We start from the raw sequence: 19,369 nt of genomic DNA, 5'->3' as shown, positions 1-19,369 counted from the left end.
GCCAAGGAAAACTATTGAACTCAGTGGTTAAACATTTACAATACACACCTTGAAAAACCCCGAAATAATCGTTAATATTGAAATCCGCTTCCCCGGATTCGAACCATGCAACTTACTAAGTTAGAGATTAAAGGTTTTAAGAGCTTTGGCGACAAGGTAACCATCAATTTTAATGAGGGTGTAACCGCTATTGTTGGTCCGAATGGTTGCGGAAAATCGAATGTTATTGATGCGATGCGTTGGGTTTTGGGCGAGCAGAGTACAAGGGCACTTCGTTCTGAAAAGATGGAAAACATCATTTTCAATGGAACAAAAAACAGGAAACAAGCCCAACTTGCTGAGGTTTCCTTAAGTTTTGATAATACTAAAAATATCCTGCCAACTGCTTATTCATCCGTAACCATCACCAGAAAATTATACCGAAATGGTGATAGTGAATATCGTTTAAATGATGTTCAGTGTCGTTTAAAAGATATTACCGATTTATTTTTAGATACGGGCATAGGTTCCGACAGCTATTCGATTATCGAACTTAAAATGGTTGATGAGATTATCTCGAACAAAGAGAACTCCCGTCGTTCGTTATTTGAGGAAGCTTCAGGAATTTCAAAATATAAGCTAAGGAAAAAGCAAACTTTTAATAAGTTGAAGGACACTGAAGCAGATTTAGAACGTGTTGAGGATTTACTTTTCGAGATTGAGAAAAACCTTAAAACACTTGAAAATCAAGCCAAAAAAGCGGAGCGCTACTATAAATTAAAGGAACAATACCGCGAACTAAGTGTGCAGTTGGCAGCGCATCGAATCTCTTTTTTCCGAACAGATTTAACTGCTTTAGAAACCCAGGAGCAAAACCAACAAGTTAACAGAACCGAATTAAGTACGCAAATAGATTCGGGTGAAGCTGGTTTACAAAAACTAAAACTGGAAAGCATTAATCAGGAAAAAAATCTATCTGTACAACAAAAGGCAACCAATGAAGTAGTTTCGAAAATTAGAGCTTACGAGAGCGAAAAAAAAGTAAAAAACGAGCAAATGCGCTTTTTACAGGAAAAAGAAACACGCTTATCTGCCGAACTTGAGAAAGATAAAAACCAGGTTAACCACATTAAATACAACATTAAGCGACTTAATGAAGAGGTTTTAACAGAAACTGAGGTTTTTAATCGGGTAGAATCTGATTTAAAAGCTTTAAAAGCTTCGCTTGATACCTTACGCGAACAGCAACAGACAGAGAAAAACAGAACAGATAACTTGATAAAATCGGTTAGTGAGTTGCAAAATCAGGTTTATGCCTCGCAAAAGGAAATCGATATTTTAAATATACAAAAGGATGCTTTAGTACAGGAAACCAACAGAAATGTGGATGATACTGAAACTAAAAGTATGGAATTAAAGGCTTTCGACCACGCTTTGGCAGAGCTTGATATTCAGGTGAGAGAAAAGCAGGCAACAATTAAAAACCTGACAGAAGCAGAAGAAGTTTTAAAGGAAAAATTGTCTAATGCAGAATTTAATCTAAGCAGCAACAAAGAAAAGTTGAATGCCGAGAATCGTAAAAAAGATGCAAAGCAGAACGAATACAACCTAACAAAATCACTTGTTGATAGTTTAGAAGGCTTTCCGGAGTCGATACGCTTTTTGAAAAAGAACAGTTCTTTCTCTAAAAATGCCTTGCTCCTATCTGATATTTTATTTTGCGACGAAGATTATCGCATTGCAATTGAGAATTACCTGGAGCCGGTAATGAATCACTATGTGGTTGAAAAATATGCCGATGCCGTTCAGGCTATAAATTTATTGACCGACGCAAGCAGAGGGCGGGCAAACTTTTTCATCCTGGAAAATATTCCGGATAAAAATGCTTCTGTGGTTAATCAAGAAGGATTAATTTCTGCGCTAGAAGTGACTGAGGTTGATAAAAAATATCAAAATCTGTGTAATTTGCTGCTTCAAAATGTTTTCATCGCGGTAAATGAACAAGAAAACCTGTTTAAACAAAATGCGAACACTAACATTACAATTCTTGCAAAGAATGCTAAATATGCCCAAACCAAATTTACGCTATCCGGCGGTTCAGTTGGTTTATTTGAAGGTAAACGAATTGGAAGAGCAAAAAATTTAGAGAATTTAGCTAGGGAAATTAAATCATCAGAAACGCTTATTAATCAATATAACACCGCAATTTCGGTAGAAACTGATAATATTTTCAACTTAAAAGAGGCTTCCAAAGTTAACCAACTTGCCACTTTGCAACAGGAAATGAACCGATTAAACAACGAACATATTTCCGTTCAAACGCGTAGAGACCAGTACCAGGAGTTTATAACTACGAGTGAAAATCGAAAAACAGACATCGCTCAAAAAATTGTTTCGATTGAGCAAATGCTTTCTGAGAAATTGCCTGCTTTGATAATGCTTCAAAAAAATCAGCAGGAAGCCCATTTAAACCTTCAGGAGCAACAAATTAACTATCAGGAAATTGCTGACTCGGTAAATGAATCAGCAACCAAGTTTAATCAGGATAACATTCGTTTTCATCAACAACAGAACAAACTTTCGGGCTTAGAGAAAGATTTAGATTATCGTTTCGTACAAGAAGAAGCGTTAAATAAAAGAATTTCGCTAAATGATAAAGAACTGCAGGAAGCCCTAATCGAAATTACGAATACTTTACAACTTACCGATTTGAGCGATGATACACTTTTAGAGATGTATCAGCAACGCGAAGAGATGGAAAAAGGCTTGGCAGAAGCTGAAAAGGATTATTTCGATAGCAAGGGAAACATTAATGAAGTTGAAACCAATTTAACCACCTTACGCAAAAACAGAGAAGAAACTGATTTCATCTTAACAGAAATTAAGGACAAAAAGAATACGTTAAAAATTGACTTAAATTCACTTAAAGAGCGTTTAGCTGTTGAATTTAACATCGATATAAATGATTTATTGGAAACAGAAACGGAAGTAACAGAAAGTGAATTCGAGCTGCGCCAGAAAGTAGAAAAAATGAAGCGTCAGCTGGACGAGTTTGGTGCAATAAATTCAATGGCAATGGAGGCTTACAAGGAAATGGACGAGCGTTATACCTTTATCCAAAACCAAAAAAAGGACTTAAATGCTGCCAAAAGCGACCTTTTACAAACCATTAAAGAGATTGATGATACTGCAAAAGAAAAGTTTATGCAAGCCTTCACCCAGGCACGCGAACATTTCATTGTTGTGTTCCGTTCGCTATTTAATGATGAAGACAGCTGCGATTTGATATTGTCGGATACGGTTAATCCGCTCGAAGCCGATATTGATATTATTGCCCGTCCGAAAGGCAAGCGTCCACTATCTATCAATCAGTTATCAGGTGGCGAAAAAACCCTAACGGCAACTGCATTATTGTTTTCGCTATACCTATTAAAACCTGCCCCATTCTGTATTTTCGATGAGGTTGATGCACCTTTGGATGATACCAACATCGACAAATTCAACAACATTATCCGTAAATTTTCAGACCAGTCGCAATTTATTATTGTTTCGCACAACAAACGAACCATTGCCAGTACCGATATTATTTACGGCGTTACCATGGTAGAACAAGGCGTTTCCAGAGTGGTTGCTGTAGATTTAAGAGAGGTTGCAGCTTAGAGGAGCGGGAAGCAGAAAGCTAAAAGCAGCAAGCTCTGAATGCAATACAGGATAAAAAACGACGTTTTCCTATCAATATCTCAATAATTAATATCTTTAGCTTTTAATATTCGTAAAAATGAAAATCCTTTACCTTATTCCCTTAGCCATTACGTTGAGCTGCTGTTCATCAGTAAAAAACCAAAATTCAACAGATACTTCAAAATTAGATACACAATTGCTAAAAGATGTTGAAGTTCTATCATCTGACGCTTATCAAGGCAGAAAAACCGGAACTAAAGGCGCTGAAATGGCGAGGGCCTATATTATAGAAAGATTTCAGAAATTGGGACTAAAATCTTACCCTCAAAATATAAACTATGCACAGGAATTTTCTTTTAATTCCAGAGGCGGTGCAAAAGTAAACGGAACTAATATAATCGGCTACATTCCTGGTAAAAGTTCAAATGTAATTGTTGTTTCGGCACATTACGACCATTTGGGCGTAATAAAAGAAGAAGTTTTTAATGGTGCGGATGATAATGCATCGGGCTCTGCCGGGTTATTAAAAATTGCAGCTTACTTTGCAAAACATAAGCCTAATAACACCATAATTTTTGCGGCTTTTGATGCTGAAGAAATGGGGTTACAGGGTGCAAAAGCATTCGTAGCTAATCCACCAGTACCAATTGGAACAATTGCTGTAAACTTAAATATGGATATGATTGGCCATAGTGAAAAAGGAGAACTGTATGTATGTGGTACTTTTAAAAATCCATATTTGAAAAAACATATTGATACCAACAGAAAAAATATAAAAGTAAGTTTAGGTCATGATGACCCAAAACTTGGCCACGATGATTGGACGAACCAAAGCGACCAAGGCGCATTTAACGCTAAAAATATACCATTTCTTTATTTTGGTGTTGAAGACCATAAGGATTACCACAAAGCAAGCGATGAATATGAAACCATTACCAAACAATTCTTCAGCAATGCAGCAAATGTGGTTTTAGATGTAGTGAAGAGCATTGACACACAGTCTGGCTTACAACAACTGCTAAAAGATAAAATGATTATGACGGATAATCCGCGAAAGCAAGAAAAGTTCTAATCGTATTTCAGAATTCAGAAACCTGCCCCTACCAAGGCAGGTTTTTTTATGTCTAATCGTTCCAAAAAACAAATAACATATCTGATAGTCAATATATTAAATAAAAACTATAAAAATAGTTTGCAAACTATAAAAATAGTAGTAACTTTAATTCAAGCAAACTATAAAAATAGTTACGATGATAAAAGAACTTACAAAAGCAGAAGAACAGGTAATGCTTATCCTTTGGGAAATGGGCGAAGCATTAGTTAAAGATGTTATTGAACGAATGGAAGAACCCAAACCCGCTTACAATACGGTTTCGACAGTAATTAGGGTTTTGGAAGGAAAAGGTTTTGTAGATCACAAAGCAATCGGCAATACCCATATTTATTTCCCTATTATAAACGAACCTGATTATAAGCGTTTTGCGCTTAATAAGGTAATGAATAATTACTTCGAAAACTCCTACGAGAGCCTGGTTTCTTTCCTGGTGCAAGATAAAAAAATGAGTACTGAAGAATTAAATGAGATAATTAAACTAGCTGAAAAGCTTAAAGATCATAAATGATGAACTGGATATATTATTTACTCGAAGCCAATCTGTATTTATCAATATTCTATATTTTTTACAGATTAGTGTTGCACAAAGAAACGTTTTATGCAGCAAATCGTTTTTATCTTTTAAGTACAGCAATACTTGCGTTCGTTTTGCCTTTTCTGCAGATTGGATTCTTATTAAAACCATTAATTCAATATCAGCAAGTTGCTTACAGCCAAACAGAAGCACCAAAAATGCTTTTTACATTAGAAAATGTACTGCTAATGGTTTATTCAATTATTGCTCTGTTTCTTTTCGTAAGGCTTTTATTTGGTTTCAAACATCTTATAGCTATCCTAATTAAGCAGGATGTAAAGTTTCAAAACGGAATAAAAGTTATTGAACTTTCAAATACCAGAACCGCTTACTCATTCTTTGGTTTGCTATTTATCGACCCTGCTTTACCTAATAAGAACATTGTTATAAAGCATGAATTGGTTCACATTAACCAAAAACATAGTATCGATGTTCTTTTCTTCGAGGCATTGCAAATCGTAAGCTGGTTTAACCCTTTAATTTATTTTCTAAAGAAAGACGTAAAACTCTTACATGAATTCCTTGCAGATGAAGCAACCACAAACGCTGATATTGAAAGATATGAGTACGCAATGTTCTTAATCCAGAATACATACGATAGTCAGCATTTATCACTCACTAACCAAATATTTAATTCATCAATTTTAAAACAAAGAATCACTATGTTAAATCAAAAGAAATCGACAAAATGGGCAAGGCTCAGATTGTTAATTACACTACCACTTGCAGGTGCTATGGTTTGCGCATCAACAATGGCATTTACTAAAGATTATGGTGTGGATTTATATCCTAAAGCCATCAGCAGCAAATTTATCCCGAAGCAAACAACACCAAAAAAGGCAAAAGCCAAGGAAATTGTAATAGAAGAACCAGCGAGACCAGTTCCGCCAAGACCACCGGTAGGGCCACCAATTGTTAAACCAGACGCACCAAAGAAAGGTAAAGTTCCAGGTCCACCAGCTCCGCCAAAGACACCGAAAAAAGGTATTGCCCCTCCACCTCCGCCAGTTGAACCAAAGCCAATAAAAGGAGAAGTTTTAGAAATAAAATTAGCGCCACCTCCACCTATCGAGCCAGCACCAGCAAAGAAAAAGTATGATAAAGATGATGTTATTTACGGTGACCCAATTCCAGGCACGAAATAATTCTAGAACTATTGTGGAACGTAAACCACATACTTAGTTTCAAAAAAGTCTTCCTCAAAATAAGCTGAAAGCGGATACAATTCTGCTTTCAGTTTTGATTCCTTAATTTCTTCGGCTAAATCTCCACCTTTTAAATATAGAATGCCGTTAGGAATCGCGTTTAAAGATTCCTTTTTAAATTTACCTTGAATCCAGGGATAAAATTCGCCCAAACGAGTAACTGCTCTTGAAACCACAAAGTTGAATTTCTCCTTGATTTGCTCTGCCCGAAGATGGTCTGCCCATAAATTTTCTAAGCCCAAAGCTGAAGCAACTTCATTAACAACCTTAATTTTTTTACCGATAGAATCGACCAGATAGAATTGAGTATCAGGAAATAAAATAGCTAATGGAATGCCGGGAAAACCACCTCCAGTACCCACATCTAATACACTTTCGCCTTTTTTAAAATTACAAACCTTAGCTATACCTAACGAATGTAAAACATGACGTTCATAAAGTTCTTCTATATCCTTTCTTGAAATTACATTGATTTGCGCATTCCAGTGACTATATAAATTGAACAATTGCGAAAATTGCGCAAGCTGTTTTTCTGATAAATCAGGAAAATATTTAAGAATAATATCAGGCTTTACTTCAGACATGTGTTTGTATTTCAGAATTATTTATTTCCAGTTTACTTTTTTCTTTCCAAAAATAGATAAAAAGCCATTAAGGGTTAAAAAGAAGAACAAAAGTATATCTAAAATCGGGAACCACCAACGTAAATCTCTATAATTTAAACGATTCAGCAGCTTTGGATAAATCAGGCTTCTTATAATAATGCTTAGTAGTAAAATTCCGCCAGCAATATATTTGGCTTCCAAACTAAAAAACATACATGCAGCAAAGGCCGTGTAAAATAGAAACTGAAAGACAATTTGAAAAGTTAGGATAAATTTATGTTTCGGTTTGTAGAATTTCCCGGCTCCAAAATGACGTTTTTTCTGACGTAAATAACCTGCCCAGTTTTTATTAGGTTCGCTCCAAACCTGGCTCTCTTTATTAATTCTGATTTCAGTATTGCCTCGATGAGCGTGTGCATTTACAAATAAATCATCATCACCAGATGGAATATGCATGTGCGCCGCAAAGCCTTTATTTTTAAAAAACAGCGATTTTTTGTAAGCCATATTTCTGCCTACGCCCATGTAAGGCATTCCTTTTAAGGCGAATGCCAGATAATTTACAGCAGTAAAAAAAGTTTCAAAACGAATTAAAGCATTTAATAAACTTCTTCTTTTTAAATATGGCGAATAACCAAGCACAATTTCTGTCGATTCATCCGCAGGTTGCTGCATACACCTTAGCCAATTTTCACTCTCAGGCACGCAATCAGCATCTGTAAAAACCAACCAATCGTATTTGGCAGCCTTTATACCCATTGTAACAGCGAATTTTTTTCCGGCGATAAACTTATCGTTATCTAAAATTTTAACCACTTTAAGATTAGCGTATTGCTTTTCTAAATCTTCAAGAAATTCTTCCGTACCATCCCAAGACCTATCATTTACTACCACAACTTCAAATTCCGGATAATTTTGGTTAAATATGGTAGGTAAATATTTTTCAAGATTGCGAATCTCGTTACGAGCACATATAATTACACTTATTGGTGATTTTGTAATTTCAGGAACTTCATCAACAATCGCATTTGCAAGCTTTAAATGCACAAAAAGTGCATAATATAATTGAATGATTAGGCAAAATGTAAAAAATGAAATCAAACAGATTTCGACCAGGGTTAGTATCACAACGTTAAAATAAGCAGGCGCAAATTTCTCATTTTAAATCTGCAATCTTGTCTTTTTTAGAAAAAACATTAATAATATTATCTAAAAACAACATATTAATTAAAATCATATTCGAAATACAATTCATTTGCACGTTTCCCTGAATCATTAAACTGATTTACTGTATATATAGCTGCTGTAAATTTGTTACTTTTGCAACCTATATGAAATTTACTTTAAAGGCTAACGACCCATTATCTAAAGCCAGAGCCGGAACTGTAACGACAGCGCATGGCGAAATACAAACTCCAATTTTTATGCCTGTTGGCACTGCTGGAACAGTGAAAGCTGTACATCAGCGTGAGCTTGAAAATGACATAAATGCGCAAATAATTTTAGGCAATACCTATCATTTATATCTAAGACCAGGACTCGACATTTTAGAATCGGCTGGTGGATTGCACAAATTTATAGGTTGGGACAGACCGATTTTGACAGATAGTGGCGGCTATCAGGTTTATTCGTTAAGTAAAGTAAGAAAAATTAAAGAAGAAGGAGTTACTTTCAACTCTCATATCGACGGTTCAAAACACCTTTTTACGCCAGAATATGCAATGGATATCCAACGCACAATTGGCGCCGATATCATAATGGCTTTTGACGAATGTACGCCCTATCCATGCGATTATACCTATGCTGCAGAATCTGTAAAAATGACGCACCGTTGGTTAAAGCGTTGTTGTACTCATTTTGACAATACAGAGCCAAAGTACGGTTTCGACCAAACCTTATTCCCTATCGTTCAAGGCTCCGTTTACAAGGATTTACGCATCAAATCAGCAGAATTTATTGCAAGTATGGATCGAGAAGGTAATGCCATAGGCGGATTATCAGTTGGAGAGCCGGCCGATGAAATGTACGCCATGACTGAAGTTGTGTGCGATATATTACCAGCCGATAAACCACGTTATTTAATGGGTGTTGGTACTCCAATTAATATTTTGGAAAATATCGCTTTAGGTGTTGATATGTTTGATTGCGTGATGCCTACCAGGAATGCCAGAAATGGTATGCTTTTTACAAAAAATGGCATTATAAACATTAGAAATAAGAAGTGGGAGAATGATTTCTCGCCAATTGAAGCGGATAGTGATTTACATGTTGATTTGGTAACAAGCAAGGCATATTTGCGTCATCTAGTACACAGCAATGAAATGTTAGGCGCACAAATTGCAACCTTGCACAACCTTCATTTTTACCTTTGGTTGGTTCAAACGGCCAGAGAAAAGATTATTAGTGGCGAGTTTTACGACTGGAAAAACAAAATGGTAAAGGTATTGGGCAATAAATTATAAAATGAGCTTAATAAGGGGAAATTTTAAAATTATCGACCGTTTTATAATCGGCAAATACCTGGGTACATTTATTTATACTCTTGCAATTTTTGTGGTTATAATTGTTGTTTTCGATTTATCGGAAAAACTAGATGATTTTTTGAAAAGTGGATTGAGTTTCTGGGGTGTTTTAACAAAATACTATGCCGGCTCCATTCCATTTTACATCAATATGCTTTCGCCCTTAATTAATTTTATTGCGGTTATATTCTTCACGGCAAAAATGGCCGACCAAACCGAAATTGTACCAATACTTAGTGGAGGTGTGAGTTTTAACAGATTTCTATGGCCATATTTCATATCAGCTACAATCATCTTTTCGGCAAATTTATTATCGAATTTATACATACTTCCTTACACAAACACCTTAAAAAATAGCTTCGAAAATACCTACGTAAAGCGTAACGACCCTTCTACAAAGTCGAATATTCATATGAAACTGGATAATAAGACTTATATATATATCCAGAGTTTTGATAATAAAACCAATTATGGCTATCGCTTTTCTCTAGATAATTTTGACGGAGATAAGCTCACTAAAAAGATTATCGCTGAAAACATTAAATGGGATTCGACAAAGCGTAAATGGCAGCTGAGCAATTATTCTATACGCAATGTAAATGATTTAAAAGAGAAAATGGTTTACGGAAACGGAAACGTTAAAGATACCATTTTAGACATGCGTCCGGATGATTTTTCTGCTTATGACAATGTGGTTCAAAACCTATCTACAAACGAGCTTTCAGAGAAAATAAGAAAGGAAAAAATTCGCGGCACTGGTATTATGAACGACTTACAATTTGAGCAATACAAACGTTATTTACATCCACTTTCAGCATTCGTTTTAACCTTGATTGGTGTTGCACTTTCCTCAAGAAAAGTTCGTGGCGGTGTTGGTGTTTCTTTGGGTATTGGCATCTTCTTAAGCTTTGCCTATATCGTGTTTAATCAGTTTACACAAATGTTTTCTACAAAGGGTGGTTTACCTCCATTCATAGCTGTACTACTGCCAACAATAGTATTCGGTTTGCTAGGTTTTTACCTCTTAAAACGTGCACCAAAATAACATGGAAGCTAACAAAAAAAACCTCCTTATTCTTCATGCAACTGTATTTATCTGGGGCTTCACCGGCGTGCTTGGAAAGGTAATTTCAATCGACGCAGTACCTATGGTTTGGTACAGAGTATTGATTGCAACATCAACGCTTTTTGCCTGGTTTTTAATCACAAAAAAGAGTTTAAAAATTACAAAAAAACAATTTATCCAGTTCTTTTTAACTGGCGGAATTGTGGCCATTCACTGGATATTTTTCTTTCATGCAATTAAAGTTTCTACAGTTTCAGTTACACTTGTTTGCCTTTCTTCATTCACATTATTTACCGCAATTTTAGAACCTTTAATAAAAAAACAGCCCATTTATATGGGCGATATTTTAGTCGGTCTATTAATCATTGCCGGGATTTATATGATTTTTAAATTCGAAAGTCAGTATACTTTAGGCATCATTTTCGGCCTTTTAGCTGCAGTAGCTTCAAGTTTATTCTCTACAATAAATTCTACATTCGTACAAAAAAGTGAGCCATCAATCATCGGATTTTATGAATTAATTGGCGGCTTATTCTGGATTACAATTTACCGTTTATACGACGGTTCGTTAATTGAAATGCCATTTAATTTAAGCGCATCAGATTGGTTCTATCTGGTGATTTTAGGCACATTCTGCACATCTGTTGCTTACGTTGCAGGCGTATCCGTAATGAGAACTTTATCGGCATTTCGTGTTGCTTTAGTAACCAACTTAGAGCCTGTTTATGGAATAATTTTAGCCTACATTTTCTTTCAAAGTAAAGAACAAATGAGCACAGGATTTTACCTTGGAGCTATCATTATTTTAGCTTCAGTATTTTTATATCCTATCTATAAAAACAGAAAAAACCACCGTTAAAAATAACGGAATTTCACCGGATTATTGAGGGTAGATTTACCTTTAAAACACATCCCGATTCACACAAATTATTTTAAGTCTGCCAATTCTATATTGATGATTTTTGTGGCTTAATATATCCTTACCAAAATCTAAAATCACCTTAAAAAACAATAGCTATAAAAGCTAGAATTCTTAGAAGTATTAGAGAGGAAATACTCCTAAAATGCTGCCATTTATATAGGTTAATTTTAATATTCTGATGAGTATTTAGTCAGAATAATCAATCCCCTTCTCCTGCGCTCAACACAGCCTTAAACAACGTATAATTAGCTAAAAATAAAGCAGTTAAAACAAGAAAGAACTTTATGCTTTAAATTTTATTTTTCAGTGCCAAGCTGCCAAATATTGCAAAGAAATACAATTAGAAATCAATTTTAGGCTCAAAATCGGCCTATAAATTGTCTTTAAAATATACATATTTTAAAAAATTCTGCTGATAAAACTGAAGAATTAGGACAAAATCCAGCTTGTTAAATATATAATTTGAATCACTTTTGATTGACATCTTTCACATTTTTTTTCAAAAGAACGCCATGATTAATCTTGTTATCTAGCAAAAATCGACATTTAAATAAAATGCCAATTCGTCAGTAAACTAAAATTAGAATCAAATAAATTAAAGTGTTTACTACATGTAATTCGAAATACAAAGTTCGAATACTTGTCATAAATAAAGCCTTAAGAGCGCTTAATTTTTCACCCAAAAAACAGGAGAATTAAACCTAATAAGAAGCGAACTAAAATCAAGAAGTATGGTCAAAAACAATGGAAATTTACCAGAAAATATAGAAGATTTCTGACAGTATTCAATGAATTTACATCCTATTTCCTAATGTATTCTAGCAACTAAAATTGGAGACTGAATAATTTTTTGTCAGAAAAAATCAATAATAAAGTGTAAATTAAAGGCATTAAGTTTAAAATAAAAATATCGACCATTTAACTACATTTAAGCTTTCGAAAATAGCATTTATAAAACGAATATCTGTAAAATATCACAAAACTTAAAAACATATAAAATTTTAAAAATCAATTATTTATAACTTTCAATTTAAATTAAAAATTTATAAAAATTAAAAACATACAAATCAATAAAACTAAATATTTTAGCAATCATTTTAAATGAATATTTTAAGTAGGTTTAATATATTATTTTTCAAATACTTAGCATCTTTTATATTAAGTATTATTTCATTATCAGTTTTTGGGCAAATTTTCGGCAGTGAACAAAACCCACTTAGTGTAAAATGGAACTATATTCAATCAGGCGGCTTCAAAATCATTTATCCAAAAGAACTGGAAAATGAGGCGCAAAGAATGGCTAATACCCTACCCTACATCTACCCCAAAATCGGACTAGGTTTAAGGAGACAAAACACTTCCATTCCACTGCTGCTTCAGAACCGAGGTACTATTGCAAATGGCTTCGTACAGCTTGCCCCAAAGAAGTCTGAATTCTATGCAACACCACCACAATATTTCGATAGTCAGGACTGGTTAAATAACCTCGCCGTTCATGAACTTAGACACATGGCGCAATTTGACAAATTGACAGGAAACCAAAAACACCCTTTCCCAGAACTAGTCTACTTTGCCTATTTCGGAGCTGGCATACCCATATGGTTTTTTGAGGGAGATGCAGTTGTGAACGAGACTGCACTTACCGAATCTGGACGAGGCAGACAGCCTAGTTGGATAATGCCATTTAGAACTTCACTTTTGGAAGGCAAAAAATTCTCGTACAGTAAAGCTTATTTCGGCTCGAATAAAGACGTAACTCCAGGCTATTACCAAACCGGATATTTAATGGTTGCCGACATGAAAGAAAAGTATGGACAATTTATTTCAGACAGCATACTTTCTGATATTAAAAAAAGACCGTTAAGGTTATATCCATTTTCTCAAAGCTTGAAAAAAATTACAGGAAAAAACACAAGAAACTATTACTTATCCACCCAAGAAAAGTTGGCTGAAAAATGGAAATTACAAAGCGAAAAAATTCAGACGGCAAACCAGGAAAGCCTGAACGCAAAAACATCTTTAGCAACAAATTATTTTCTTCCGGTTCGGTTAAATAAAAACCAGATTTTAGCACTTAAAGAAAGTAGGCAAAATGCCAGATATTTCACCATTATTAACGATGATAAAACAGAGCAAAGATTATTTGGAATTGGCTACCAGGAACAACCTTGGTTTAGTTACAAAAATGATGTTTTGGTTTGGGATGAAATTCGTTACGATCCGCGATACAAACAGAGAAGTTACAGCGTAATTTGCAGCTATAATTTTAATACAAACAAATTCAAAAAACTGAGTAGCCAAAGCAGGCTCTTCTCCCCTAGCCTGTCAAACGATGGCAAGAAAATTATTGCCGCCCAAGTCGAACTCAACAATCAATTCAACCTTGTAGAAATTGATGCATCAACAGGGAAAATTTTAAAGACTTACCCAAATCCAGAAAATCAAATTTTACAAACTCCGGCGTTTGATAAAACCGGAAATCGAATTGCTTACATCAGTGTTACTGAAAATGGAAAAAGTTTATGGTTGATGGAAGGCGATAAAAAAACATTGATAATTTCAAACAGCAGACAACAACTCAGTCGCCCGATTTTTATTGATGAGAAGATTGCTTTCAATGCACACTTCAACGGCATCGATAATATTTACAGCATCGATATAAATTCAAAGAAAATTACAGCACTTAGCCATTCAAAATACGGTGCTTTCAATCCATCAGAAACTGAAGACGGAAAAATTATTTACAACGATTATAAAATTAATGGTTACGAAATTGCAGAGCAATCGAAATCTGAAAATCCGGTGGGTAAGAATGTTTTTGTAGATTTTTCGGAAGCCGCAGAAAAACGGGAAAACATTGGCAACGTTTTTGAAAATATTCCCGATAGTACATTTGAATCTAAACGTTATCGCCAGGGCTTAAATTTGTTTAGTTTTCACAGCATCATTCCTGTGATCGATAACGAATATGTATTCGGATTGGAGCTTCAATCTAACAATTTGCTCAACACCATGAACTTTTACAGTGGTGCAAAATATCACCGGGATTTGAAGCGCTTTGAATACACCGCAGATATTAGCTATAAAGCACTTTATCCTGTTTTTAGCCTCGCATACCGCAACCGACCTAGAAGAACGTTCTATCGAGCCAGAAATGCTATTCAGCAAGGCGATTGGCGAGAAAATTATGTTAAGCTTAACGCATCCATTCCACTTTCGTTTAACGCAAGGAATCACAACTATTCATTTGCATTAAATACTGCAACATCGTTTACCAGCAGATATCTGACAGAAAATATGCCTTCGAGTTTCATCCGTGAAGTTAAATTTCCGATGGAGTATAATTTTACCTTTAACCACAGTGTACGAACAACTGAAAGAGATATTGCACCAAGATGGGCGCAAATTTTAAGAGCGACTTATAACCACCAACCTTTCGATAAAAATCTTGGGGGAGAAATTTTAGCTTTAGAAAGCTTTTTATATTTCCCTGGTTTCGCAAAAAACCATTCGTTCTTAGCTAGTTTTAATTATCAAAAAGCAAACGGTGTAAATCAGTATGCGATAGAAATCCCAACCGTTTACGGTTATAACAACATTTTAGCCAGAAATAGATTACAAAACTCAATGCTCTTCAATTACCGTTTTCCATTCGCTTTTCCTGATTGGGAATTAGGTTCACTTGCTTACATAAGAAATTTTAGAGCAGGTTTATTTTGCCATTACGAAAACATTGGCATCAACACAAAAATTACCGAGCCAAAAACTTACGGCGTAGAAATAAACAGTAAATTAAACCTTTTACGGTATCAGCCTGTTGTAGATGTGGGCGCAAGATTAGTTTTCGTTAACAAAATCTACAATCAAAACCCGATATTAGAGTTTTCATTTAATTACAGCTTTTAAAACAATGAGCGGAAAAACCATATTTATTATCGTGCTAACTGCACTATTAACGGCATTTTTATTTCTGAATAGCGATGAAGTTCCTTTTAATTTTATCGTTGTAAATGATGTTTTGGTGTCTAAACTGCTGGTAATCGGTGTTTGTGTGCTTATCGGTTTCATCATCGGTTTTATTGTTGGCCGTCCTCGAAAAACAGTAAGTAGTTATGATGATGAGATTGAGAAAAACCATCCCTCAATGGGCAAAAAAGAATTAAGCGACGAGGACAGAGATTATATATCCTAGGCGCATAAAGATTTACCCGGATTTTAAGGATTAAATGATTTTAGGATTCTTGTTTACAAGAGTTTTCAAAGAAAAATTATGTAATTGATTAAAATTTAATCGATATTGGAGTATCCCTATTTCTAATAAGTAAAATTTAATTCTACTGAAATGAAATATGGAGATTTGACAGGAAAAATCATCGGCTGTGCAATGAAAGTACATGGATCCTTGGGTTCGGGCTTTCAGGAGGTGATTTATCAAAGAGCACTTGCCATAGAAATGCAAAAACAAGATTTAAGTTTTCGCAGAGAAATGGAAATGACCATTTATTATGATAACATTCAAATTGGAATAAGGCGTGTAGACTTCTTTGTAGAAGATATTATCATGCTCGAGCTAAAAGCTGTTTCCGAATTGAACGATATACATTTAAATCAGGCAATAAATTATTTAGAAGCTTATAATCTTCCAGTTGGGTTATTGATAAACTTCGGAAGCAAAAGTTTGACTTTTAAAAGAGTGTACAACACAAAGCATCCTGAAAATAAAAGCCAAGATTAATAGAATTACATAATTCAACAATTAGTATCGAAAGTACTAATCCTAGAATCCTTTAATCTTAATAATCCTAGTCGAAGACAGTTAGCCCAAAGCCGTCATAATTTCGCCGTAAAGCAAACCGCTTCCACCTCCGTAATGTTGAATAATCTTTACTTCGGGTTTTAAAGCGTTTAAACGCTCTCTAAGCGCCTTTTCACAATCCGCATTAATTCCGTTACCTAATAATACCAAATCGACCTCCTGCGCTTCGAAAATCGAAATCGCTTCTTCGTCTGTACAAACGCACAAGCCTTTCCATTCTAGCCTGGCGTTAAGTAAGCGGTTCATCACGGTGGTAATTTCTGTTTCTCGCCCGATGTATAGTATGGTTATTTGCATAATACTTATTAAAATGAATTTAAAATTTGGTTCCGTCTGGCTAAGCCAGAGCACTGAGCCATCGTTAACCTTTAATCGGCCTAACAAATTTTTCGGAAAGCACAGGCAAATCCTAGCCACTAACTTTAATAGAAAAATTTTAAGCCGACATTTTTGTTTCTTTTGATGCCAAAAGAAAAGAGCCAGTCTGGCTAAGACAAAAATATAAACCTCATAGGCTTTTGAAACCCATGAGGTTGGTAAAAGTTAATTATTAATTCAACTCCATCGGAACATCCATCAACAAAACCTCTGCATCAGCAGAATTCGCTTTAAATTCAATGCTATCTGTATCCCAAATACCAATTGCATCTCTTTGACTTAAAACCTGCCCATTAATGGTAACTTCTCCGCTAATTACAAAAGCATAAACGCCGTTTCCAGCTTTTTTAACTTTATATTCCGTTTCGAAATCAGCATCGAATTTACCTAAAGAAAACCAGGCATCCTGATGAATCCAAACGTTATCATCTTCAGCATTTGGAGATAAAATTTGTTGAAAATTGTTGTGTCGAGCAGCAACATCTAAAGCTCTTTGGTCGTAACGTGGTGTAACATTTTTTTTGTTAGGGAACAACCAAATTTGCAATAAGTTCAACTGTACATCTTCCAGCGCATTGTATTCACTATGGCTTACACCTGTACCCGCACTCATTACCTGAATTTCGCCAGCAGTAATGGTTGCCGAATTACCCATACTATCTTTGTGCGCAATTGCACCTTTTAATGGAATGGTAATAATTTCCATGTTATCGTGTGGATGTGATCCAAAACCCATTCCACCATCAATCAAGTCATCATTTAAAACGCGTAAAACTCCAAAATGCATTCTTTCAGGATTGTAATAGTTAGCAAAACTGAATGAGTGGTGAGCGTTTAACCAACCATGATCTGCATGGCCTCTGGTGTTTTCTTTGTACAAAATAAACTGTGACATAAATTTCCTTTCTTGTTTATGATACAAATTTACTGCAGGTTTTAAACCTGTGCATTGATGTAGGGTAAGAAAGTTTTTAGTCTGAAGTCCGGTAGTCTTAAGTTTTAAATCCCTAACGATTGAGTTTCTTTAGAATAGCATTATTCTTTCTAGCGTTCATAGTGCGAATTTAAGTTTGTAGTAATGTTATAAGTAAAATAAACCCGATTCTAGTGAATGCCGATTTTTCTTCGGCAGAAACGAAAAGCGGGGCTATCGCAACCGATGCCCCACTGTATTTGCTTTCCAAAAAATCGTAATTCGTAAATTTAAAATCGTAACTACGAAAGCGCCTGCTCAATATCTGCCAGAATATCGTTTATGTGTTCCAAACCAATTGATAAACGGATAGAACCTTGTTCAATACCAACTTCATTACGTTGCTCTTCGGTAAGTTTGCTGTGCGTACTTGTAGCTGGGTGCGTTGCAATTGAACGCGTGTCGGCTAAGTTTGCAGAAATGGAGAACATTTCCAGTTTATCCATAAAATTGCGGGCCGCTTCAATGCCTCCATCAACAACGATGGTAACGATACCACCGCCCTGTTTCATTTGCTTTTTAGCAATTTCGTACTGTGGATGCGATGGCAAAAACGGGTATTTAACCAATTTAATTTTCGGATGTTTCTCCAAATATTCGGCAACTTTTAAAGCACTTTCGCAATGACGGTCCATACGAATCGCCAAAGTTTCTAAGCTTTTAGATAAAATCCAGGCGTTGAAAGGCGACAATGCTGGTCCGCTGTGTCGAGCAAAACCAACAACCTCTGCAATTAATTCTTTCGTGCCTAAAATAATACCGCCTAAAACACGGCCTTGCCCGTCGATATATTTTGTAGCCGAATGGATGGAAATGTGTGCGCCCAACTTAATTGGTTGCTGTAAATATGGTGTAGCAAAACAATTATCAACCACCAAAAGCTGATTGTGTTTCTTTGCTAAATTGCCCAAAAATTCTAAATCGATAATATCGATACCAGGATTTGAGGGCGTTTCTACAAAAATCATTTTGGTGTTCGGCTTAATCAAACCTTCCCAATCTTGTGGTTTATCTAAATCGGCATAATCGAATGTTACGCCCCATTTAGAGAAAACATTGGTTAATAATTGGTGCGTAGAACCAAAAACCGAACGACTAGAAACGATGTGATCGCCAGCTTTTAAAAATGCACCAAAGGTTGTAAAAATAGCAGCCATGCCCGTTGATGTTGCAAAACCATCTTCAGCACCTTCTAACAGGCACATTTTTTCGATAAATTCTGAGGTATTTGGATTTGAATAACGGCTGTAAACATTTCCTTCCTTTTCGTTGGCAAACAAAGCCCGCATTTCTTCGGCATCATCAAATTTATAGCTTGATGTTAAGTAAATTGGCGCAGAGTGTTCTTTATGTGAGCTACGTTCGGTTTGAGTGCGTATGGCTATGGTTTCAAAGTTTTGGGATTTCATTGTTAGTATCAAGATTTGAGTATCAAGACATTAGTATCAAGATTTGAGTATCAAGTATTAAGAACGAGAACCAGTTCAAAGGATCTCCTTCTTGATACTTGATACCTGCTACTTGATACAAAGTC

Annotated in this window: 15 protein-coding genes; 10 read left to right on the top strand and 5 right to left on the bottom strand. The window is 35.3% G+C overall.

What is annotated here, in order from left to right; translation table 11 throughout:
- Positions 1–105: 105 nt before the first annotated feature.
- The 4 genes from smc to R2Q16_RS09080 all read left to right on the top strand — a co-directional run bounded on the left by smc (position 106) and on the right by R2Q16_RS09080 (position 6,493).
- Positions 106–3,639 carry a chromosome segregation protein SMC gene (gene smc / locus R2Q16_RS09095; protein WP_316736567.1) on the top strand — a complete coding sequence of 1,178 codons (3,534 nt, stop codon included), beginning with the start codon at positions 106–108 and terminating at the stop codon, positions 3,637–3,639.
- Positions 3,640–3,757: 118 nt separating this feature from the next.
- Complete coding sequence (locus tag R2Q16_RS09090) at positions 3,758–4,732, top strand: M28 family peptidase (RefSeq protein WP_316736566.1); 975 nt, start codon at positions 3,758–3,760, stop codon at positions 4,730–4,732.
- A 178-nt stretch (positions 4,733–4,910) separates the two neighbouring features.
- Positions 4,911–5,282: a BlaI/MecI/CopY family transcriptional regulator gene (locus R2Q16_RS09085; protein ID WP_316736565.1), complete on the top strand. Its 372-nt coding sequence runs from the start codon at positions 4,911–4,913 to the stop codon at positions 5,280–5,282.
- Positions 5,279–6,493 (top strand): M56 family metallopeptidase, encoded by a 1,215-nt coding sequence (locus R2Q16_RS09080; RefSeq protein WP_316736564.1) that lies wholly within the window; start codon positions 5,279–5,281, stop codon positions 6,491–6,493. The genes R2Q16_RS09085 and R2Q16_RS09080 overlap by 4 nt, the downstream gene beginning before the upstream one ends.
- Before the next feature lie 8 nt (positions 6,494–6,501).
- Here the strand turns inward: R2Q16_RS09080 and rsmG are convergent, their stop codons facing one another.
- A complete protein-coding gene (gene rsmG, locus R2Q16_RS09075; RefSeq protein ID WP_316736563.1) occupies positions 6,502–7,137 on the bottom strand; it encodes a 16S rRNA (guanine(527)-N(7))-methyltransferase RsmG in 636 nt (211 codons plus the stop codon).
- A 21-nt stretch (positions 7,138–7,158) separates the two neighbouring features.
- Positions 7,159–8,205 (bottom strand): glycosyltransferase, encoded by a 1,047-nt coding sequence (locus R2Q16_RS09070; RefSeq protein ID WP_316736562.1) that lies wholly within the window; start codon positions 8,203–8,205, stop codon positions 7,159–7,161.
- Between the two features lie 284 nt (positions 8,206–8,489).
- Here R2Q16_RS09070 and tgt point away from each other — a divergent pair, with 284 nt between their 5' ends.
- The 6 genes from tgt to R2Q16_RS09040 all read left to right on the top strand — a co-directional run bounded on the left by tgt (position 8,490) and on the right by R2Q16_RS09040 (position 16,403).
- Positions 8,490–9,620, top strand: a complete 1,131-nt coding sequence (gene tgt / locus R2Q16_RS09065; RefSeq protein WP_316736561.1) for a tRNA guanosine(34) transglycosylase Tgt — start codon at positions 8,490–8,492, stop codon at positions 9,618–9,620.
- 1 nt (position 9,621) lies between these two features.
- Positions 9,622–10,725, top strand: coding sequence for an LptF/LptG family permease (locus R2Q16_RS09060; RefSeq protein ID WP_316736560.1), 1,104 nt, complete (start codon positions 9,622–9,624; stop codon positions 10,723–10,725).
- Position 10,726: 1 nt separating this feature from the next.
- A complete protein-coding gene (locus R2Q16_RS09055) occupies positions 10,727–11,605 on the top strand; it encodes a DMT family transporter (protein WP_316736559.1) in 879 nt (292 codons plus the stop codon).
- A gap of 1,164 nt (positions 11,606–12,769) precedes the next feature.
- Positions 12,770–15,574 (top strand): hypothetical protein, encoded by a 2,805-nt coding sequence (locus tag R2Q16_RS09050; RefSeq protein WP_316736558.1) that lies wholly within the window; start codon positions 12,770–12,772, stop codon positions 15,572–15,574.
- Between the two features lie 4 nt (positions 15,575–15,578).
- A complete protein-coding gene (locus R2Q16_RS09045; RefSeq protein ID WP_316736557.1) occupies positions 15,579–15,860 on the top strand; it encodes a hypothetical protein in 282 nt (93 codons plus the stop codon).
- Between the two features lie 150 nt (positions 15,861–16,010).
- Complete coding sequence (locus R2Q16_RS09040) at positions 16,011–16,403, top strand: GxxExxY protein (RefSeq protein ID WP_316736555.1); 393 nt, start codon at positions 16,011–16,013, stop codon at positions 16,401–16,403.
- Between the two features lie 81 nt (positions 16,404–16,484).
- Here R2Q16_RS09040 and R2Q16_RS09035 read toward each other — a convergent pair whose 3' ends face one another.
- From R2Q16_RS09035 to R2Q16_RS09025, 3 genes are all read right to left on the bottom strand, one after another.
- Positions 16,485–16,781 (bottom strand): hypothetical protein, encoded by a 297-nt coding sequence (locus tag R2Q16_RS09035; RefSeq protein ID WP_316736554.1) that lies wholly within the window; start codon positions 16,779–16,781, stop codon positions 16,485–16,487.
- A 253-nt stretch (positions 16,782–17,034) separates the two neighbouring features.
- Positions 17,035–17,757 (bottom strand): pirin family protein, encoded by a 723-nt coding sequence (locus R2Q16_RS09030; protein ID WP_316736553.1) that lies wholly within the window; start codon positions 17,755–17,757, stop codon positions 17,035–17,037.
- 320 nt (positions 17,758–18,077) lie between these two features.
- Positions 18,078–19,244, bottom strand: a complete 1,167-nt coding sequence (locus tag R2Q16_RS09025) for a trans-sulfuration enzyme family protein (RefSeq protein WP_316736552.1) — start codon at positions 19,242–19,244, stop codon at positions 18,078–18,080.
- Positions 19,245–19,369: the final 125 nt, after the last annotated feature.

Source organism: Pedobacter aquatilis (assembly GCF_032678425.1).
GTDB classification, from domain to species: Bacteria; Bacteroidota; Bacteroidia; order Sphingobacteriales; family Sphingobacteriaceae; genus Pedobacter; species Pedobacter aquatilis_B.
Note: the sequence above shows the minus strand (reverse complement) of the source record. Positions and strands in the feature narration are given on the sequence as shown.